The sequence below is a fragment of the Streptomyces sp. NPDC006265 genome (assembly GCF_040613555.1).
Taxonomy (GTDB): domain Bacteria; phylum Actinomycetota; class Actinomycetes; order Streptomycetales; family Streptomycetaceae; genus Streptomyces.
On the sequence record NZ_JBEXSH010000116.1, the window covers coordinates 1 to 15,023 of the forward strand.

General features: G+C 71.9%; 10 protein-coding genes and 1 pseudogene. 7 read left to right on the forward strand and 4 right to left on the reverse strand.

The genetic code is table 11. The annotated features are described in order from the left end of the window. Positions 1-124: 124 nt before the first annotated feature. Both ABZ281_RS12665 and mmuM read right to left on the reverse strand, forming a co-directional pair. Positions 125-1,183, reverse strand: coding sequence for a LacI family DNA-binding transcriptional regulator (locus ABZ281_RS12665; protein ID WP_356654804.1), 1,059 nt, complete (start codon positions 1,181-1,183; stop codon positions 125-127). 191 nt (positions 1,184-1,374) lie between these two features. Then, positions 1,375-2,286: a homocysteine S-methyltransferase gene (mmuM, locus tag ABZ281_RS12670; RefSeq protein ID WP_356654806.1), complete on the reverse strand. Its 912-nt coding sequence runs from the start codon at positions 2,284-2,286 to the stop codon at positions 1,375-1,377. Positions 2,287-2,416: 130 nt separating this feature from the next. Between mmuM and ABZ281_RS12675 the strand changes: the two genes are divergently transcribed. The 3 genes and pseudogenes from ABZ281_RS12675 to ABZ281_RS12685 form a co-directional block, all read left to right on the forward strand. Then, entirely contained in the window at positions 2,417-3,880 is a 1,464-nt protein-coding gene (locus ABZ281_RS12675) for an amino acid permease (RefSeq protein WP_356654808.1), read from the forward strand. A gap of 9 nt (positions 3,881-3,889) precedes the next feature. After that, the gene (locus tag ABZ281_RS12680; RefSeq protein ID WP_356654810.1) at positions 3,890-5,008 is read left to right on the forward strand and encodes an aminoglycoside phosphotransferase; all 1,119 of its coding nucleotides are present in this window, start codon (positions 3,890-3,892) and stop codon (positions 5,006-5,008) included. Positions 5,009-5,039: 31 nt separating this feature from the next. Beyond that, a pseudogene (locus ABZ281_RS12685) lies at positions 5,040-5,261 on the forward strand (MOSC domain-containing protein); the annotation flags it as partial. 14 nt (positions 5,262-5,275) lie between these two features. Here the strand turns inward: ABZ281_RS12685 and ABZ281_RS12690 are convergent. Beyond that, positions 5,276-7,366 (reverse strand): autotransporter, encoded by a 2,091-nt coding sequence (locus ABZ281_RS12690; protein ID WP_356654812.1) that lies wholly within the window; start codon positions 7,364-7,366, stop codon positions 5,276-5,278. Between the two features lie 238 nt (positions 7,367-7,604). Here ABZ281_RS12690 and ABZ281_RS12695 point away from each other — a divergent pair, with 238 nt between their 5' ends. Both ABZ281_RS12695 and ABZ281_RS12700 read left to right on the forward strand, forming a co-directional pair. Next, on the forward strand, positions 7,605-8,726 hold the full coding sequence (locus ABZ281_RS12695) for a glycoside hydrolase family 43 protein (RefSeq protein ID WP_356654814.1): 1,122 nt from the start codon (positions 7,605-7,607) through the stop codon (positions 8,724-8,726). 1 nt (position 8,727) lies between these two features. After that, the gene (locus ABZ281_RS12700) at positions 8,728-10,140 is read left to right on the forward strand and encodes an RICIN domain-containing protein (protein WP_356654816.1); all 1,413 of its coding nucleotides are present in this window, start codon (positions 8,728-8,730) and stop codon (positions 10,138-10,140) included. Between the two features lie 24 nt (positions 10,141-10,164). Here ABZ281_RS12700 and ABZ281_RS12705 read toward each other — a convergent pair whose 3' ends face one another. Continuing rightward, positions 10,165-11,829, reverse strand: coding sequence for a rhamnogalacturonan lyase B N-terminal domain-containing protein (locus tag ABZ281_RS12705; RefSeq protein WP_356654818.1), 1,665 nt, complete (start codon positions 11,827-11,829; stop codon positions 10,165-10,167). A 189-nt stretch (positions 11,830-12,018) separates the two neighbouring features. Here ABZ281_RS12705 and ABZ281_RS12710 point away from each other — a divergent pair, with 189 nt between their 5' ends. Further along, complete coding sequence (locus tag ABZ281_RS12710; RefSeq protein ID WP_356654820.1) at positions 12,019-13,062, forward strand: rhamnogalacturonan acetylesterase; 1,044 nt, start codon at positions 12,019-12,021, stop codon at positions 13,060-13,062. A gap of 79 nt (positions 13,063-13,141) precedes the next feature. Beyond that, complete coding sequence (locus ABZ281_RS12715) at positions 13,142-14,824, forward strand: DUF2264 domain-containing protein (protein WP_356654822.1); 1,683 nt, start codon at positions 13,142-13,144, stop codon at positions 14,822-14,824. Positions 14,825-15,023 lie beyond the last annotated feature (199 nt).

A 15,023-nucleotide genomic window follows, 5' to 3' on the forward strand; every position in this document is an offset into this window, starting at 1 on the left:
GTACTGGACGTACTCGGGGTTTCGGCCGGTGCGGCGAGTGGGGGTACCCCCTGCTCGAGCGGAGTCGAGAGCCTGGGGGAGCGTGCCGGGCGTCGTGACGGGGCGAACGTTGCCTGCCGCGGCACTAGCGCGACCCGGGCGGCCCCACCGAGTCCCTCACCACCACGTGCGTGCCCAGCAGCAGGTGTTCGTCCGGAGCGCCCGGCGTGCGCTCCAGGGCCGTGCGGACGGCGAGACGGCCGAGTTCCTCGTAGGGGACGTGAACGGTCGTCAGGGCGGGGTGCAGGTCTCGGGCGAACGGGATGTCGTCGTACCCGGCGAGGGAGACGTCGCCCGGCACCGTCAGGCCCGCCTCGTGCAGCGCGGTGAGGGCGCCCGCCGCGACCATGTCCGTGGCCGCCACCACCGCGCTGAACTCCAGGCCGTCCTCGATCGCCTGCCGCATCAGACGGTGACCGGCGTCCCGGGTGAAGTCGCCGTGCAGGACGAGGGACGGGTCGGGGGTGAGGCCGCGGGCCCGGTGCGCGGCGAGGTAACCGCGTTCACGGCCCAGGGCCGTGGTGTGGTCCGCCCGGCCGCCGAGGTACAGCACCCGGCTGTGGCCCTGTGCGAGCACGTGGGCGACCAGGGTGTGGGCGCCGCCCTCGTTGTCGTACTCGATGACCGTCACCGGGGCGCCCGGGGCCAGCGGCGGCCGGCCGCAGAGGACCAGGCGGGAACCGGCCGAGGCCAGGGAGTCGGCCATGCGGTGGGTGCGCTCGCGGTACTCGGGGGTGTCGGCCGTGCCGCCGACCAGGATCACGGCGGCCGCCCGCTGGGCCCGCATCATCTCGACGAACTCCAGCTCGTGCCGGACGTCGCCCTCCGTACTGCACACCAGGCAGAGATGGCCGAGCCGGGTCGCCTCGCGCTCCACGCCGTGGGCCATGTGCGCGAACGACGGGCCGGTGATGTCCTCCAGCACGAAGGCGAGGGTGGGTGTGCCGGCCCCGGCGATCGCCTTCGCCCGGGCGTCGGCCACGTAGTCCAGCTCGCGGACCGCCCGCATCACGCTCCCGCGGGTCGCCGCGCTCACCGGATACGCCCCGCCCAGCACCCGGGACACCGTCGACGCGGAGACCCCCGCACGCGCCGCGACGTCCCGGATGGTGCTGCGGCCCGCGTCCCCGCTCTTCCTCGTCATGCCTGCCTCGTCTCTCCGGGCACCGGTCCGCGCCACCCCCTGGGGAACTGCGGCAACGCCGTAGCAACCGGTTCCCATGACGGAGGCTAGCAGCGGGGAGGGGAGCGCAGGAGTGGTGTGCGCGTACTGCCGGGGCAGGGCGCGACGCCTTATGGGGTATGCCGCTTGCCCCGCCCCGCGATGCCGTGGGGCTATGCCGCTCCCAGGGCCCCCGCGATGCCCGCGATGCCGTCCGGGCCGACCCGGCAGCAGCCGCCGATCAGCCGTGCCCCCGCCTGCTGCCAGCCCTTCACCTGGCCGGTGGTGAAGGTGGACCGGCCGGCCCAGGCACGCGCCTCGGCGTCCCAGGTCTCGCCGTTGTTGGGGTAGACGACGACCGGCTTGCCCGTGACCCGCGCTGCCGTCGCCGCCGCGGCCTCCACGTCCTGCGGCGCGCAGCAGTTCACCCCGACCGCGATCACCTCGTCCGCCTCCGCGGCCAGGGCGAAGGCCTCCTCCAGCGGCTGCCCGGCACGCGTGCGGTCGCCGGCGACGGAATACGTCAGCCAGGCCGGCACCCCGAGCCCGCGAACCGCCCGCAGCAGGGCCGCGGCCTCGTCGGCGTCCGGGACCGTCTCCAGCGCCAGGACGTCGGGCCGGGCCGCGGCCAGCACCTCAAGACGCGGCCGGTGGAAACGCTCCAGCGCGTCCACGCTCAGCCCGTAGCGTCCCCGGTACTCCGAGCCGTCCGCGAGCATCGCCCCGTACGGACCGGCCGACGCCGCCACCCACAAGGGCCGCGAGACAGCCGCACGCCGGGCCGCCTCCCGGGCCGACTCCACGCTCAGCACCATGAGTTCGGCCGCCCGGTCACGGCTGATCCCGCGCTTGGCGAATCCCTCGAACGTGGCCTGGTAGCTGGCGGTGATCGCCACGTCCGCCCCAGCCCGGAAGTAGGCGAGGTGCGCCTCGGTCACCGCCTCCGGCTGTTCGGCGAGCAGCCGCGCCGACCACAGCTCGTCGCTCAGGTCGTGCCCGGCCGACTCGAGCTGGTTGGACATGCCGCCGTCGAGGACGACCGTCCCGGCGGCGAGGGCTGCGGCGAGGGTGAGGGTGCTGGTCATGCCGACGACGGTAGTCGAGAAACGGCCGCGGACCCCAGCCGGGCATGTCCAGTGTGTGAACAGGTCGCCCAGCATGTGGGACAGCGGGTTACGATCACGGCCCTCCCCCTCCGCTCGTACAGGAACGCCCATGACCGTCCCCCGCCCCACCGGGGCCGCCGAACCCACCGGCCCCGAATCCCCCGAGCCGGCCCCGGCCGCCGAGACAGCCCCGGCCGCCGCCCCCGCCCCCGCCCCGGCCCCCCGCCGCACCTTCGGCCTCGCCGCCGCCACGGCCCTCGTCATGGGCAACATCATTGGCGGCGGCATCTTCGCCCTGCCCGCCACCGTCGCCCCCTACGGCACGATCAGCCTGCTCGCCTTCCTCGTGCTCTCGGTCGGAGCCGCGCTGCTCGCGCTGCTCTTCGGCAAGCTCGCACGGCGCAGCCCCGTCACCGGCGGCCTGTACGTCTACCCGCGGGACGCCTTCGGAGAGTTCGCCGGGTTCCTGTCGGCCTGGTCGTACTGGACGATGTGCTGGGTCAGCATCGCCGCCCTGGCCGTCGCGGTCGTCGGTTACGTCGACGTCCTGATACCCCTGCACGGCAACCACACCCTCCAGGCCCTCGTCGCGATGGCCGCCCTCTGGCTGCCCGCCGCGGCGAACTTCGCCGGCACGCGCTGGGTCGGTGCGGTGCAGGTCGTCTCCACGATCCTGAAGTTCGTACCGCTGCTCCTGCTCGCCACGATCGGCCTGTTCTTCGTCGACGCGGACAACTTCGGCCCGTTCAACGCCTCCGGCCAGAGCGTCTCCGGCGCGCTCGCCGCCTCCGCCGCGCTGCTGCTGTACAGCTTCCTCGGTGTCGAGTCGGCCGCGGTCAGCGCGGGCGAGGTCCGCGACCCCGAGCGCACGGTCGGCCGGGCGAGCGTCCTCGGCACCCTGGCCTCCGCCCTCGTCTATGTCCTCGGCACGATCGCCGTCTTCGGGCTGGTCCCGCACGACCGGCTCGTCGACTCGGGCGCCCCGTTCGCCGACGCCGTGAACGCGATCACCGGCGGCGGCTGGGGCGGCACCGCCATCGCCCTGGTCGCCGTCGCCTCGATCACCGGCTGCCTCAACGGCTGGATCCTCATGGCCGCGCAGATGCCGTACGCCGCCGCCCGCGACGGCCTCTTCCCCGCGCCCTTCGCCCGCCTCGGCAAGGGCGGCGTCCCCGGCTTCGGGGTGTGGGCCTGCGCCGTCCTCGGCAGCCTCCTCATCGCCCTCAACTACACGGCCGGCCCGGACACCACCTTCCGCGTCCTCGTCCTGATCGCCACGTTCACCGGCTGCGTGCCGTACCTGCTGTCGGCGGCGGCCCAGCTGTACTGGCTGGCCCGCGGCACCCGCGAACTCCCCCACTCTCGGCTTCGCTCGAGCGGGAGGGGCCCCCATCGCCCCGCCGGACTCGCCCGGGACCTGACGGTCGCGGTCCTCTCCTTCGGCTTCTCGTTCTGGCTGATCGCCGGTGCCGGGTACGCGGCCGTGTACCAGGGCGTGCTGTTCCTGTTCGCCGGAATCCCGGTGTACGTGTGGCTGCGCGGACGCAAGGACACGGCGGAGGCGGCGGCATAGCATCGGGGGATGCCCGAGGTCGCTGCAGCGCATGCCGAAGTACGTGAGGTCCTGGGAGTCCCGGCGGACAGGGCGGTGTTCGAGCCGCTCACACACAACCCGTGGAACGGCGTCACGGCCGGGGTGTGGCGGGTCACCGGCGGCGACCGCTCGGCCGTCCTGAAGGTCCTGACACGCACGAAGGAGACCGGCGTCAACTGGTCGGCGTCCAACGATCCGCGCCACTGGAACTTCTGGCGCCGCGAGGCCTACGTCTACCGGTCCGGCCTCGCCCAGGTCTGGCAGCGGCACGGCATCCGCGCGCCCCGGCTCCTGGAGTGCGCCGAACGCCCCGACGGGGACGTGGCGTTGTGGCTGGAGGACGTGCCGGGCGAACCGGCGACCGTCTGGCCCCTGACCCGCCACGTCGACCACGCCCACCGGCTGGGCGCCGCACAGGGCACGGTGGGCGCGGGGGAGGACACCCCGTGGCTCTCGCGGCGCTTCCTGCGGGACTACACGGCGGGGAAGACGACGGGCGAGGCCCTGCTCGACACCGACGAGGCGTGGCAGCACCCCCTGATCCGACGGCACTTCCCGCCCGGCCTGCGTGAGGACATGGTCCGCCTCCATCACGACCGCGAGTGGTTCCTCACGGTCATGGAGTCGCTGCCCCGCGCCCTGTGCCACCTCGACCAGTGGCCGGCGAACCTCCGCTCGGACGGCCCCGGCGCGGGCGTCCTGCTCGACTGGGCGTTCGCCGGGGACGGCGCCCTCGGCGAGGACCTCGGCAACTACCCCCCGGACTGCGTCTTCGACCTGTTCGTCCCCGCCGCCGACCTGCCGGGCCTGGCCAAGGCGGCGTACGACGCCTACGTGCAGGGGCTGCGCGGGAGCGGCTGGCACGGCGACGAAGCCCTCGTACGGCTCGGCGTGTGTGCCTGCGCGGTGAAGTACGACTGGCTCACGGCACTGATGCTGGCCCGGGCCGACGAGGAGCCGGTGGCCTACGGCGGCGAGGGCACCGTCCCGGCCGAACTCCGCTACCGGGAACGGGGCCTGACCCTGGCCTACCTGGCCGAACGGGCGGCCGAGGCACGGCTGCTGGCGCCCCGGCTCGGGTTCCCCGAAGCCCCCAGCGGCCGCTGAACCGCTGAACCGCCCTACGGAACGGAAGGTCATGGCCCGAGTCGTCGAGTTGTCCTACTACCCCGTCAAGGGCTGCGCCGGTACGTCGGTGCGCGAGGCGCTGCTGACCCCGGCGGGACTGGCGCACGACCGCAGCTTCATGGTCGTCAGCGAGGAAAGCGTGTACCGGACGCAGCGCCGGGATCCACTGCTGGCCGTCGTCCGCCCCCTCATCACCCCGGACGGCGGCCACCTCACGCTCACCGCACCCGGGGCCGAGCCTCCGGGTCACTGCCGCGCGCGGCCCGCATGCCGCCCGCCACGCCGCCCGCCCCGCCCCCGCCGCGTCGCCACCGGTACCGCGAGGCTGATGATCAGGGCGGAGCCCAGGGCGTAGGGCCACCAGCCGAAGCCGGGGTGTGGTGCGGCGCCGGCGCTGCGGGGGGTCACTGCGGAGGGCGCGGAGGGGGTGCGGGACGGGTGGGGAGCGCGGTCGGTGGTGAGGACGACGTCGTTGCCGTCGCCGCCCCGGTAGGTGAGGCGGTAGGTGGTGCCGGCCAGGTCGAGGCGGGCGCCCTCCTTCAGGCCGGTGAAGGTTCCCGACGTGCCGGCCTCGCCCCTGTGGTCCAGCACGGTGATCTCGGAGGCGTCCCGAGGCGCGGACGAGACGTCGAGGCCCCCGGCCAGCCGGACCTGGCCCGTCACGGTCAGCGGCTTGTTCCGCAGGACCAGTGAGCCCTTCGGGCTCTGCGTGTAGGGGCCGTTGACGGTGAGGCCCGTCGTGACCGTGCCGTCGTTGGTGACCGCGCCGTTCACCGTGCCCTTGCCGGTCAGCGTCGTCGCCACCCGCAGGCCCGGCCGGCCCGCGTCCAGTTTCGCCCCGGTCGAGGTGAGCCGTATCGCCCTGCTGTGGGTGAGGGTGGCTCCGCCACGCAGCGCCAGCGTGCCCGTGGAGACCGTGGTCGGTCCGGTGTACGTCACCGCCCCGCCCGTCAGGGTCGTGGTGGCGGTGCCCGACTGGGTGAGGGAGCCGCTGCCGGCGAGGCGGGAGAGGGTGAGGGGCCTGGTCGTGTTGCGCAGGACCAGGGCGCCGTCGTTGACGAGCCGGTAGTGGGTGCCGCCCGTGTACAGGCCGCCGTCGCCGCCCCGACTGCCGCTGCCCAGGCGCAGGACCGCGCCCTTCTCCACCGTCGTGGAGCCGTCGTAGAACTGGACGGCCGCGAAGGTCACGTCGTTGCCGGGCGTGCCCGCGATGACGACGTCACCGGCGCCGGGGGCCGACAGGGTGTCGTGGAATCTGCCGCCGCCGATGGGGGCACCGAGCGTCACCGGGCCGTTGTAGTCGAAGGTGAGCCGGGAACGCTCCCGGGCCGCCAGCAAGTTGATGTAAACGGTCTCCGCCGTACCCGGCATGAAGATCCGGTCGGTCGTGCCGTCGCCCCACCGGACGTTCGCGCCCTTGATGTTGGTGCCGCGCTTGTTGACGTTCTTGCGGGCGGGCGTCCAGTTGAGGCCCGGGTCGCTGAGCGACGGATCGGTGTCGCCGCCCTGGTCCGACCAGCTGTACTGGCCGGTCAGGACCACCTCGCCGCCCGGCCGGGACTGGACGTTGATGTCGCTGCCGTACTCACGCTGGTAGAAGTCCATGCCCATCGTGACGGTCCGGCCCAGCGGGGTGTCGACCGTCCAGGTGCCCTGGTTGAGGATCTTGCGGACGCGTGGCAGCGAGGTCGCGTACTCGGGGCGCCCGGCGTTCGCCTGCGTGCCGTTGTCGATCACCCCGGAGAAGGAGTGGGTGCCCGGCAGGTCCCACGTGCCCCACAGGAACCTGGGCTGTGTGATCAGGCCCGAGCCGCTGATGGTGCCCAGGGTGTAGGCGTTCCTGAGGGAGAGGCGCAGGGTGCCGTCGACCCGGATGTTGTCCTGGTTGAGGCGGAACGCCGGGGTGCCGTACGGGAAGTGGCCGATCAGACCGGTCGTGCCGCCGTCGCCGTACTGGAGCGTCGCACCGCGCTCGACGGTGACCGCCGGAGGGTCGGGCCGGCTGACCGTGACGTACGGGTGGTTGCCGCCCGCCGTCCGCACCCGTTGCCGCTGCCGGGCCCGGGGGAGCGTGAAGTCGCTGTCCCTGGTCAGTATCAGCGTCCCGCTGCCGCGCACCGTGAGCGTGCCCTCGCCGCGGAACACGCCGTCGTACGTCGTCGTCCCGGGCGGCACGGTGACGACCGTGTCGCCGCCGAGTGTCACGTCCCGGCCGGCCAGCACCTCGGCCGTGACGTCACGGGCGCCGGCGGCCACCGCCGGGGGAGCGGTGACCAGGGACGCGACCGCCGCGAGGACGCCCGCGGCCGCTGCTGTGGTGTGGATCAGGCTGCGCACATGACCGGAGACGGGCCATGTCTCCGCCGATAACAGAAAATTCGGCGGCCGCTGTTTCCGAAACGAGCCGGGCGTGTTCGTCACCAAGCCCGACGTGTTCCTCCCGTCAGACCCGTTGACCTCCTCGTGTCACCCCCTTACCTTTTCGGCGTTCGTAATGACAGATGGTGTTCGAGATATCAGACGTCGCATCCGACGACGACGCCGTGTGTCCCCAGTGAGAGGCAGGCCCCACCGCATGAGCCGCGACCGCGACCACGCTCTGCCCGAACCCCCCAGCCGCAGAATGCTGTTGAGGGGCGCCGCAGCCGCCGGCGCCCTGGCAGCCGTCCCCGCCCTCCCCGGCGTCGCCGAGGCAGCACCCTGGGGAGAAAGCGCTGCCGGAACGACCGCCGGGCGTCCGAAGCCGGCCCCCTTCGTGAACCCTCTGGTCCACAACCGTGCCGATCCCCACATCAACCGGCACAAGGACGGCTTCTACTACTTCACCGCCACCGCACCCGAGTACGACCGCATCATCCTGCGCCGCTCCCGCACCCTGCGCGGCCTCGGCACGGCGGACGAGTCCGTCATCTGGCGCGCCCACGCCACCGGCCCCATGGGCGCCCACATCTGGGCGCCCGAACTGCACCGCATCGGCGGCAAGTGGTACATCTACTTCGCCTCCGCGCCCGCCGAGGACGTCTGGGCGATCCGCATATGGGTGCTGGAGAACGCCCACCCCAACCCCTTCAAGGGCACCTGGGTGGAGAGGGGCCAGGTCAAGACGGCGTGGGAAACCTTCTCCCTGGACGCCACGACCTTCACCCACCGGGGCAAGCGCTACCTCGCCTGGGCCCAGCACGAGCCCGGCCTGGACAACAACACGGGCGTCTTCCTCTCGGAGATGGCCGACCCGTGGACCCTGAAGGGCCCGCAGGTGCGGCTCTCCACTCCCGAGTACGACTGGGAGTGCATCGGATTCAGGGTCAACGAGGGCCCGTACGTCCTCAAGCGCAACGGCCGCCTCTTCATGACGTACTCGGCCAGCGCCACCGACTTCAACTACTGCGTGGGCCTGCTGACCGCCGACGCCGACAGCCACCTCCTGGACCCGATGAGCTGGGCCAAGTCGCCGACCCCGGTCTTCACCAGCAACGACACGACCAAGCAGTACGGCCCCGGCCACAACTGCTTCACGGTCGCCGAGGACGGCCGCACCGACGTCCTCGTCTACCACGCCCGGCAGTACAAGGAGATCAACGGCGACCCGTTGAACGACCCCAACCGCCACACCCGTGTCCAGAAGCTCGGCTGGAAGCGCGACGGCACCCCCGACTTCGGCGTCCCGGTCGCCGACACGGCAACGGCAGGTGACTGACATGAGACGTGTGTACGCCACTCTTCTCGCCCTGGGCCTCGCACTGTTCGGCGCCCTCGCCACCGCCGGCCCCGCCCAGGCCGCGCCCCAGAAGATCACCAACGGCACCCAGTTCACGGACGCCTCCGGCACCCCCGTCCACGCGCACGGTGGCGGAGTCCTGAAGGTCGGCTCCTACTACTACTGGTTCGGTGAGCACCGCAACGCCGACAACACCTTCCGGTACGTCGACGCCTACCGCTCGACCGACCTGAAGAACTGGGAGTTCCGCAACCACGTCCTCACCGAGACCAGTGACCCGGAGCTCGCGACCGCCAACATCGAGCGGCCGAAGGTCATGTACAACGCCTCCACCGGCACGTTCGTGATGTGGATGCACAAGGAGAACGGCACCGACTACAGCGAGGCCCGCGCGGCCGTCGCCGTCTCCGACACCGTCGACGGCAACTACACCTGGAAGGGCAGCTTCCGGCCGCTCGGCCAGCACATGTCCCGCGACATCACGGTCTTCGTCGACACGGACGGCGCCGGCTACATGATCTCCGCTGCCCGCGAGAACTACGACCTCCAGATCTACCGCCTCACCGCCGACTACACCGGCATCGCGAGCCTGGTGGCCAATCCCTGGCCCGGCGGCCACCGCGAGGCCCCGGCGCTGTTCAAGCGGGGCGGCGTGTACTTCATGCTGACCTCGGGCGCCACCGGCTGGAACCCCAACCAGCAGCAGTACGCCACCGCCACCAGCATCGCCGGCCCCTGGTCGGCCATGAAGAACATCGGCGACTCGACGGCGTACGGCTCGCAGACCGCGTTCGTTCTGCCCGTGCAGGGCACCTCGGGCACGTCGTACCTCTACCTGGGCGACCGCTGGGGCAACTCCTTCGGCGGGACGGTCAACGACTCCCGGTACGTGTGGCTGCCGCTGACCTTCTCCAACTCGACCACCATGTCCATGGCCTGGTCACCCGAGGTCACGATCGACACGGCCGCCGGGACCGTCACCGGTACCGCCGCCACGTACAACACGCTGATCGCCCGCCACTCCTCCAAGTGCGCGGACATCACGAGCCAGTCGCTCTGGGCGGGCGCCCAGATCAAGCAGTACGACTGCAACGGCGGCGGTAACCAGAAGTACTGGTTCAAGTCCGTCGGAAGCGGTTACTACCAGCTGATGGTCAGGAACAGCAGCCTGTGCGTACAGGAGAACGCGAGCACGGTCACGCAGGAGAACTGCGCCTCCTCCGCGACGAACCAGCAGTGGTCGCTGACCACCACCGGTTCGTACGTGAACGTCAGGTCCCGCGCGAGCGGCGAGTGCCTCGACGTGAGCGGCGCGTCCACTGCCAACGGTGCCGCGATCATCACGTACACGTGCAACGGAGGCACCAACCAGCAGTGGACGCGCGGGTCATGACGACCCGGGCGGTCCGCAGGGCGCTCAGGCCAGCAGGTCGATCGCGTCGACCGCCGTCCCCGCGCTGAGGAACCCGCTCGCCCCCGACCCGCTCACCACGTCGATCCTGAGCACGTTGTACTGACTCGTGTCCGTCCTCCAGGCGGACGCCGGGACGCCGTACGTGAACGTGTGGTTGTTGCCGCGGTAGGAACCGTTGGTCAGCGACCGGGTGTCCGGCTGGGTGGGCGGGGCGGGGATCGCCGAGGTCCAGGCGTCGTTGACGGTGACCTGGGGCCGGCCGTTCGCGTACGCCGTGGTCACCCCGATGCGCAGGGTGTGCGCGGCGGCCGCCTGGGCCGCCGTCAGCTTGAAGTACACCAGGATCCCGCTGTTGACGTCCTTCCAGAGGTAGCAGGGGAAGGCCGCCGTCTGGCCGCTGCCGACGACCACGTTCCCGGTCCAGGACGCGGCCCGTACGTCGGACGGATGCGCGTACGTCATCAGGTCCGCGTTCTTGAACCCGCCCGGCGTGCCGTCCCAGTCGCCGATCCGCCAGATCGCGCCCGCGTTGGACGGGTCGTTGGAGGACGGGATCGCGATCGTGTTCAGGGTCGTCGTATCGCCCGCCGACACGCTCACCGACGTGGTGTACACCGCCAGTTCGCCCTTGTACACGGTCAGCGTGTACGTCCCGGGCAGCACACCGGAAAGGGAGAACCAGCCGTCCGAGGAACGCGCCGGACCCCAGTACTGCGCCGACGGGTTGGCGAGCCCGACGGTGTACGGGTACGCCGTGTTCCGCCCGGAGATCCCGACGCCCGCAACCTTGCCCCGGCCGCTCGCCGGCACGTACCCCGCGATGCCGAGCGAGTCGGCCCAGGGCGTGGTCAGTGTGCCCGCGTACAGCGCGGAGGAGGGTGCCCCGCCGTCCGTGAAGGCGATGACGTACGGCCCCTGGAGACCGAAGCGCTGCGCCTCGGTCTGGTTCTGGCCGTAGTGGAGGATCTCGTACAGGCCGCCGCCGTCCGCGCTCTGGTGGCGCAGGAGGGAGCGGTAGAAGGGCCCGCCGGCGGCCTTCTCGTGGTTGCTGCGCACCATCCACAGGCCGACGCCGCCGGCGGACCAGCCGATGTGGTGGTAGTCCATGACGCGCCGCTTGGAGTAGTGCTTCGAGCGGGTCTGGCCGTCGGACTTGCGAAAGACGTCCGAGGCCTCGATGGTGGTGGGCGCGTAGGTGTAGGAGTCGGGCTCGTCGTTGCGGAAGGCCCCCTTCCGCACCCGCACGATGTACCGGCTCGCGGTGACGGACGTGTCGGCCTTGTTGGTCCACAGGTAGACGTTGTTCTCGCCGCTGCGGGCCGCGTAGTAGTGCCTCAGCGCGCCATGCGTGACGGAGATCAGGATCGTCGTGCCGGACTGCTTGATGCTCACGGCGGAGGTGCCGAGGCCGGACTCGATGTGCGAGTTCATGCCGCCGTAGCCCTGGTACTCCGTGCCCCGGTAGACCAGGGAGGTCAGGTCGCCGGTGGACTTGCCGACCTTGAAGACGAGCTGGGCGCCGGTGTCGACGACGTAGTTCGCGCCGTCGTCGGTCCAGCCGAAACCGGCGGCGTGCGCCGGGCGGGCGAGGGCCGCGCCGACGGCACCGGCCGTGGCGGCGAGGACGACGGTGCGGCGGCCGACCGGTCCGTTCGTGGCTCCGGGCATGGGGGGTGCCTCCTGCGAAAGGTGGGGGGTGCGGTGGGAGCGAGAGTGACAGTTGAATCGATTTCGCGAAAGGGCTTTCACTCAGTCATGGCCAGAGATCTGGTGAATGCTGCTGGAAGACTAGAAAGCGCTTGTCCGGAGCGGTACGGTCCCCCTCCAGGTCTTGTCGTGTGCCGGGAGGAGCCTGGAGTGAGACGTTTCAGCATCGCCGTCGTGGCAGCGGTGACCCTGGGGACCGCGCTGTCGTCCGTACCCGCCCACGCGGGTGCGGGGAGCGGGGGCCGGGGCCTCGCCCACTGCACCGCCGGCACCTGTCACTTCGACGTCCCGCCGGGCACGTACGACGTACGGGTCACAGTCGGCGGGAAAGTGGCGTCCAGCACGAGCCTCAGTGGTGAGACCCGCCGCTCCCTGCTCCCCGAGACGGCCGCACCGGCCGGAAAACGCGTCACCCGCAGTTTCACGGTGAACGTCCGCACCCCCGAGGGCGAGCCCACCGGCCCCGACGGAACCCCCGGCCTCGACCTGAGGATCGGCGGCACCGCCCCGGCCCTCGCCGGCATCGAGGTCAAGCGGGCCCGGCACGCCCGCCAGATCTTCCTGGTCGGCGACTCCACCGTCTGCGACCAGCCCGGCGATCCGTACTCCGGCTGGGGCCAGCAGCTGCCGCAGTACCTCCGCAAGGGCGTCTCCGTCGCCAACTACGCCGATTCCGGGGAGAGTACGGTCACCTATCTGGGGAACCCGCAGCTGTGGGCCACCGTACGGCCCCTGATCCGCCCCGGCGATCCGGTCCTGGTCCAGCTCGCGCACAACGACAAGACCACGGACGAGGCCACCTACCGGGCCAACCTGGAGGCTCTGGTGGCGGGCATCCGGGAGCGGGGCGGACAGCCGGTCCTTGTCACTCCCATCGTGCGGCGCTGGTTCAATCCCGACGGAACGCTGAACAACGGAACCGCGCTCCTGGTCAACGGCCTCGGTGTCGACCACCCGGCCGTCGTGCGCTCGGTCGCCGCGGCGCGGGACGTCCCGCTGATCGACCTCACGGCGAAGACCAAGGCGCTGGTGGAGTCCCTCGGCGTGGAAGGCTCCAAGGCGCTCTACCTCACCAACGAGGCGCGGGACAACACGCACACGTCGGTGCGCGGTGCGATGGCCTACGCGGGCCTCGTCCGCGACGAACTCGTCACCCTGCATCTGGTGCCGGAGGGCACGGTGCGGGTGGGATGAACCCCTGGGGCGCCCCGACCGGAACCGGGGCGCTCCAGGTCTGATCCGTTCCGACCGGCCCGAGCACGAAAGACAACCGATGCAGCTGCCTCCCGCCGACCGCACGACGTCCCCGTTCACCGGCTACACCCGCGCCCACTGGGAGGCGGCGGCCGACTCCCTGCTCACCGCCGTCGAGCCGTACGCGAGCGAGGACCGCGCGCTCTACCACCTGCCCGGCGACCGGGCCAGCTGGTCGGGCCGCCTCTCCGACGGTCTGGAGGGCTACGCCCGCACCCTGCTGCTCGCCGCCTTCCGCCGAGACGACAAGGCCCTGGAACGCTATGCGACCGGCCTCGCCGCCGGCGTCTCGGGCGTCTGGCCCCGCATCGAGGACCGCAGCCAGCCCCTGGTGGAGGCGGCGTCCATCGCCCTGGCCCTCCGCCTCACGCGGGACCTGCTCTGGGACCGCCTCGACGACGACGTACGCCAGCGGACGGCCGCCTGGCTGGCCGACGCTCTCACGGCCGAGCCCTGGCCCTGCAACTGGGAGCTGTTCCCGGTCACCGTGGGCGGCTTTCTCGCCGAAATCGGTTACGAGCCGGACGCTTCCCGCGCGGCCGTCGACCGTGGCCTGGAACGCATCGAACAGTGGTACGTCGGCGAGGGCTGGTACACCGACGGCGACGGCCGCAAGTACGACTACTACAACGGCTGGGCGATGCACCTCTACCCGGTGCTGCACGCCTGGCTGGAGCAGGACGAGCGACTGCTGGCACTGTACGGTGACCGTCTTTCCCGGCACCTCTCGGACTACGCTCGCCTGTTCGGCGGCGACGGCGCCCCCATGCACCAGGGCCGCTCGCTGACCTACCGCTTCGCCACGACGGCCCCGCTGTGGCTGGGCGCGCTGACCGGCCGTACGCCCCTGTCCCCCGGCGGAACCCGGCGGCTGGCCTCGGGCGCGCTGAAGTACTTCCTGGACCGGGGCGCGGTGGACGACCGGGGCCTGCTGTCCCTCGGCTGGCACGGCCCCGACGAGTCCGTCCTCCAGGGCTACTCGGGCCCGGCCTCCCCGTACTGGGCGAGCAAGGGCTTCCTCGGCCTGCTCCTGCCCCCGGACCACGAGGTATGGACGGCGCCGGAGGAACCCGCCCCCGCCGAACGCGCGGACCGTGTCACCCCCGTGGGGCCGCCCAACTGGCTTCTGCAGTCCACCCGTTCCGACGGGGTGGTCCGCCTGCACAACCACGGCAGCGAGGACGTCCGCTACGACCCGTACTACACGCGGCTGGCGTACTCCACGGTGACGATGCCCTCGGACGCGTACGACAACAGCGTCCTGGTCGCCGGCGACCCGAGCCGCACCGGCATCGAACCGCTCGGCGTGGGCGAGGGCTGGGCGGCCTCCCGGCACACCGCCGGCGGGGGAGCGCGGGTGACGAGCGTGGTGCTGGCGCGCGGAGCGGTGGAGGTGCGTGCGCATCTGGTCGCGGGGGCGGCGCCGGGGACGGCGGTTCGGGTGACCGGCTGGAGCGCACCGGACGGCACCCGGGCCGAACTGCTGCCCGCCGTCGGTCTCGATGACGACCTCACCGGCGTCACCACCGGGGACACCACCCTGTTCGTCGCCCTGGCCCGGCTCACCGCCGAGGTGGGCCCCGACCCGCTGACGGAAACGGTCGCCGTAACCGCTTCCGGGCAGGGGGGACTGACGATCCGCTGGAGCGAGGGGCCCGACGTACGGGTCCGGCTGGACGGGTCCGGCGTGCACGTCGACTGAGGTCTGCCGCCCTACGACTGCCCTCGGACCGCGCTCCGTCTGCTTCCTCGGGTTCGCCGACGTCCGCCGTACTTCGGTCCGCGCCGAAGTGAGCCGGGCTTAGCGTGGCGGCATGACCGCAGATCCGCAGCAGAAGCCGTCCGGCCCGGCGGCAGCCGCCACCGCCTTCGCCGCCCTGCACCACGCCGGGGAGCCCCTG

Excerpts from the sequence above, each read along its gene's own strand:
- ABZ281_RS12705 (WP_356654818.1), bottom strand. The coding sequence starts at position 11,829 with ATGCCCGGAGCCACGAACGGACCGGTCGGCCGCCGCACCGTCGTCCTC.
- mmuM (WP_356654806.1), bottom strand. The coding sequence starts at position 2,286 with ATGACCAGCACCCTCACCCTCGCCGCAGCCCTCGCCGCCGGGACGGTC.
- ABZ281_RS12665 (WP_356654804.1), bottom strand. The coding sequence starts at position 1,183 with ATGACGAGGAAGAGCGGGGACGCGGGCCGCAGCACCATCCGGGACGTC.
- ABZ281_RS12695 (WP_356654814.1), top strand. The coding sequence starts at position 7,605 with ATGAGCCGCGACCGCGACCACGCTCTGCCCGAACCCCCCAGCCGCAGA.
- ABZ281_RS12680 (WP_356654810.1), top strand. The coding sequence starts at position 3,890 with ATGCCCGAGGTCGCTGCAGCGCATGCCGAAGTACGTGAGGTCCTGGGA.
- ABZ281_RS12700 (WP_356654816.1), top strand. The coding sequence starts at position 8,728 with ATGAGACGTGTGTACGCCACTCTTCTCGCCCTGGGCCTCGCACTGTTC.
- ABZ281_RS12675 (WP_356654808.1), top strand. The coding sequence starts at position 2,417 with ATGACCGTCCCCCGCCCCACCGGGGCCGCCGAACCCACCGGCCCCGAA.
- ABZ281_RS12715 (WP_356654822.1), top strand. The coding sequence starts at position 13,142 with ATGCAGCTGCCTCCCGCCGACCGCACGACGTCCCCGTTCACCGGCTAC.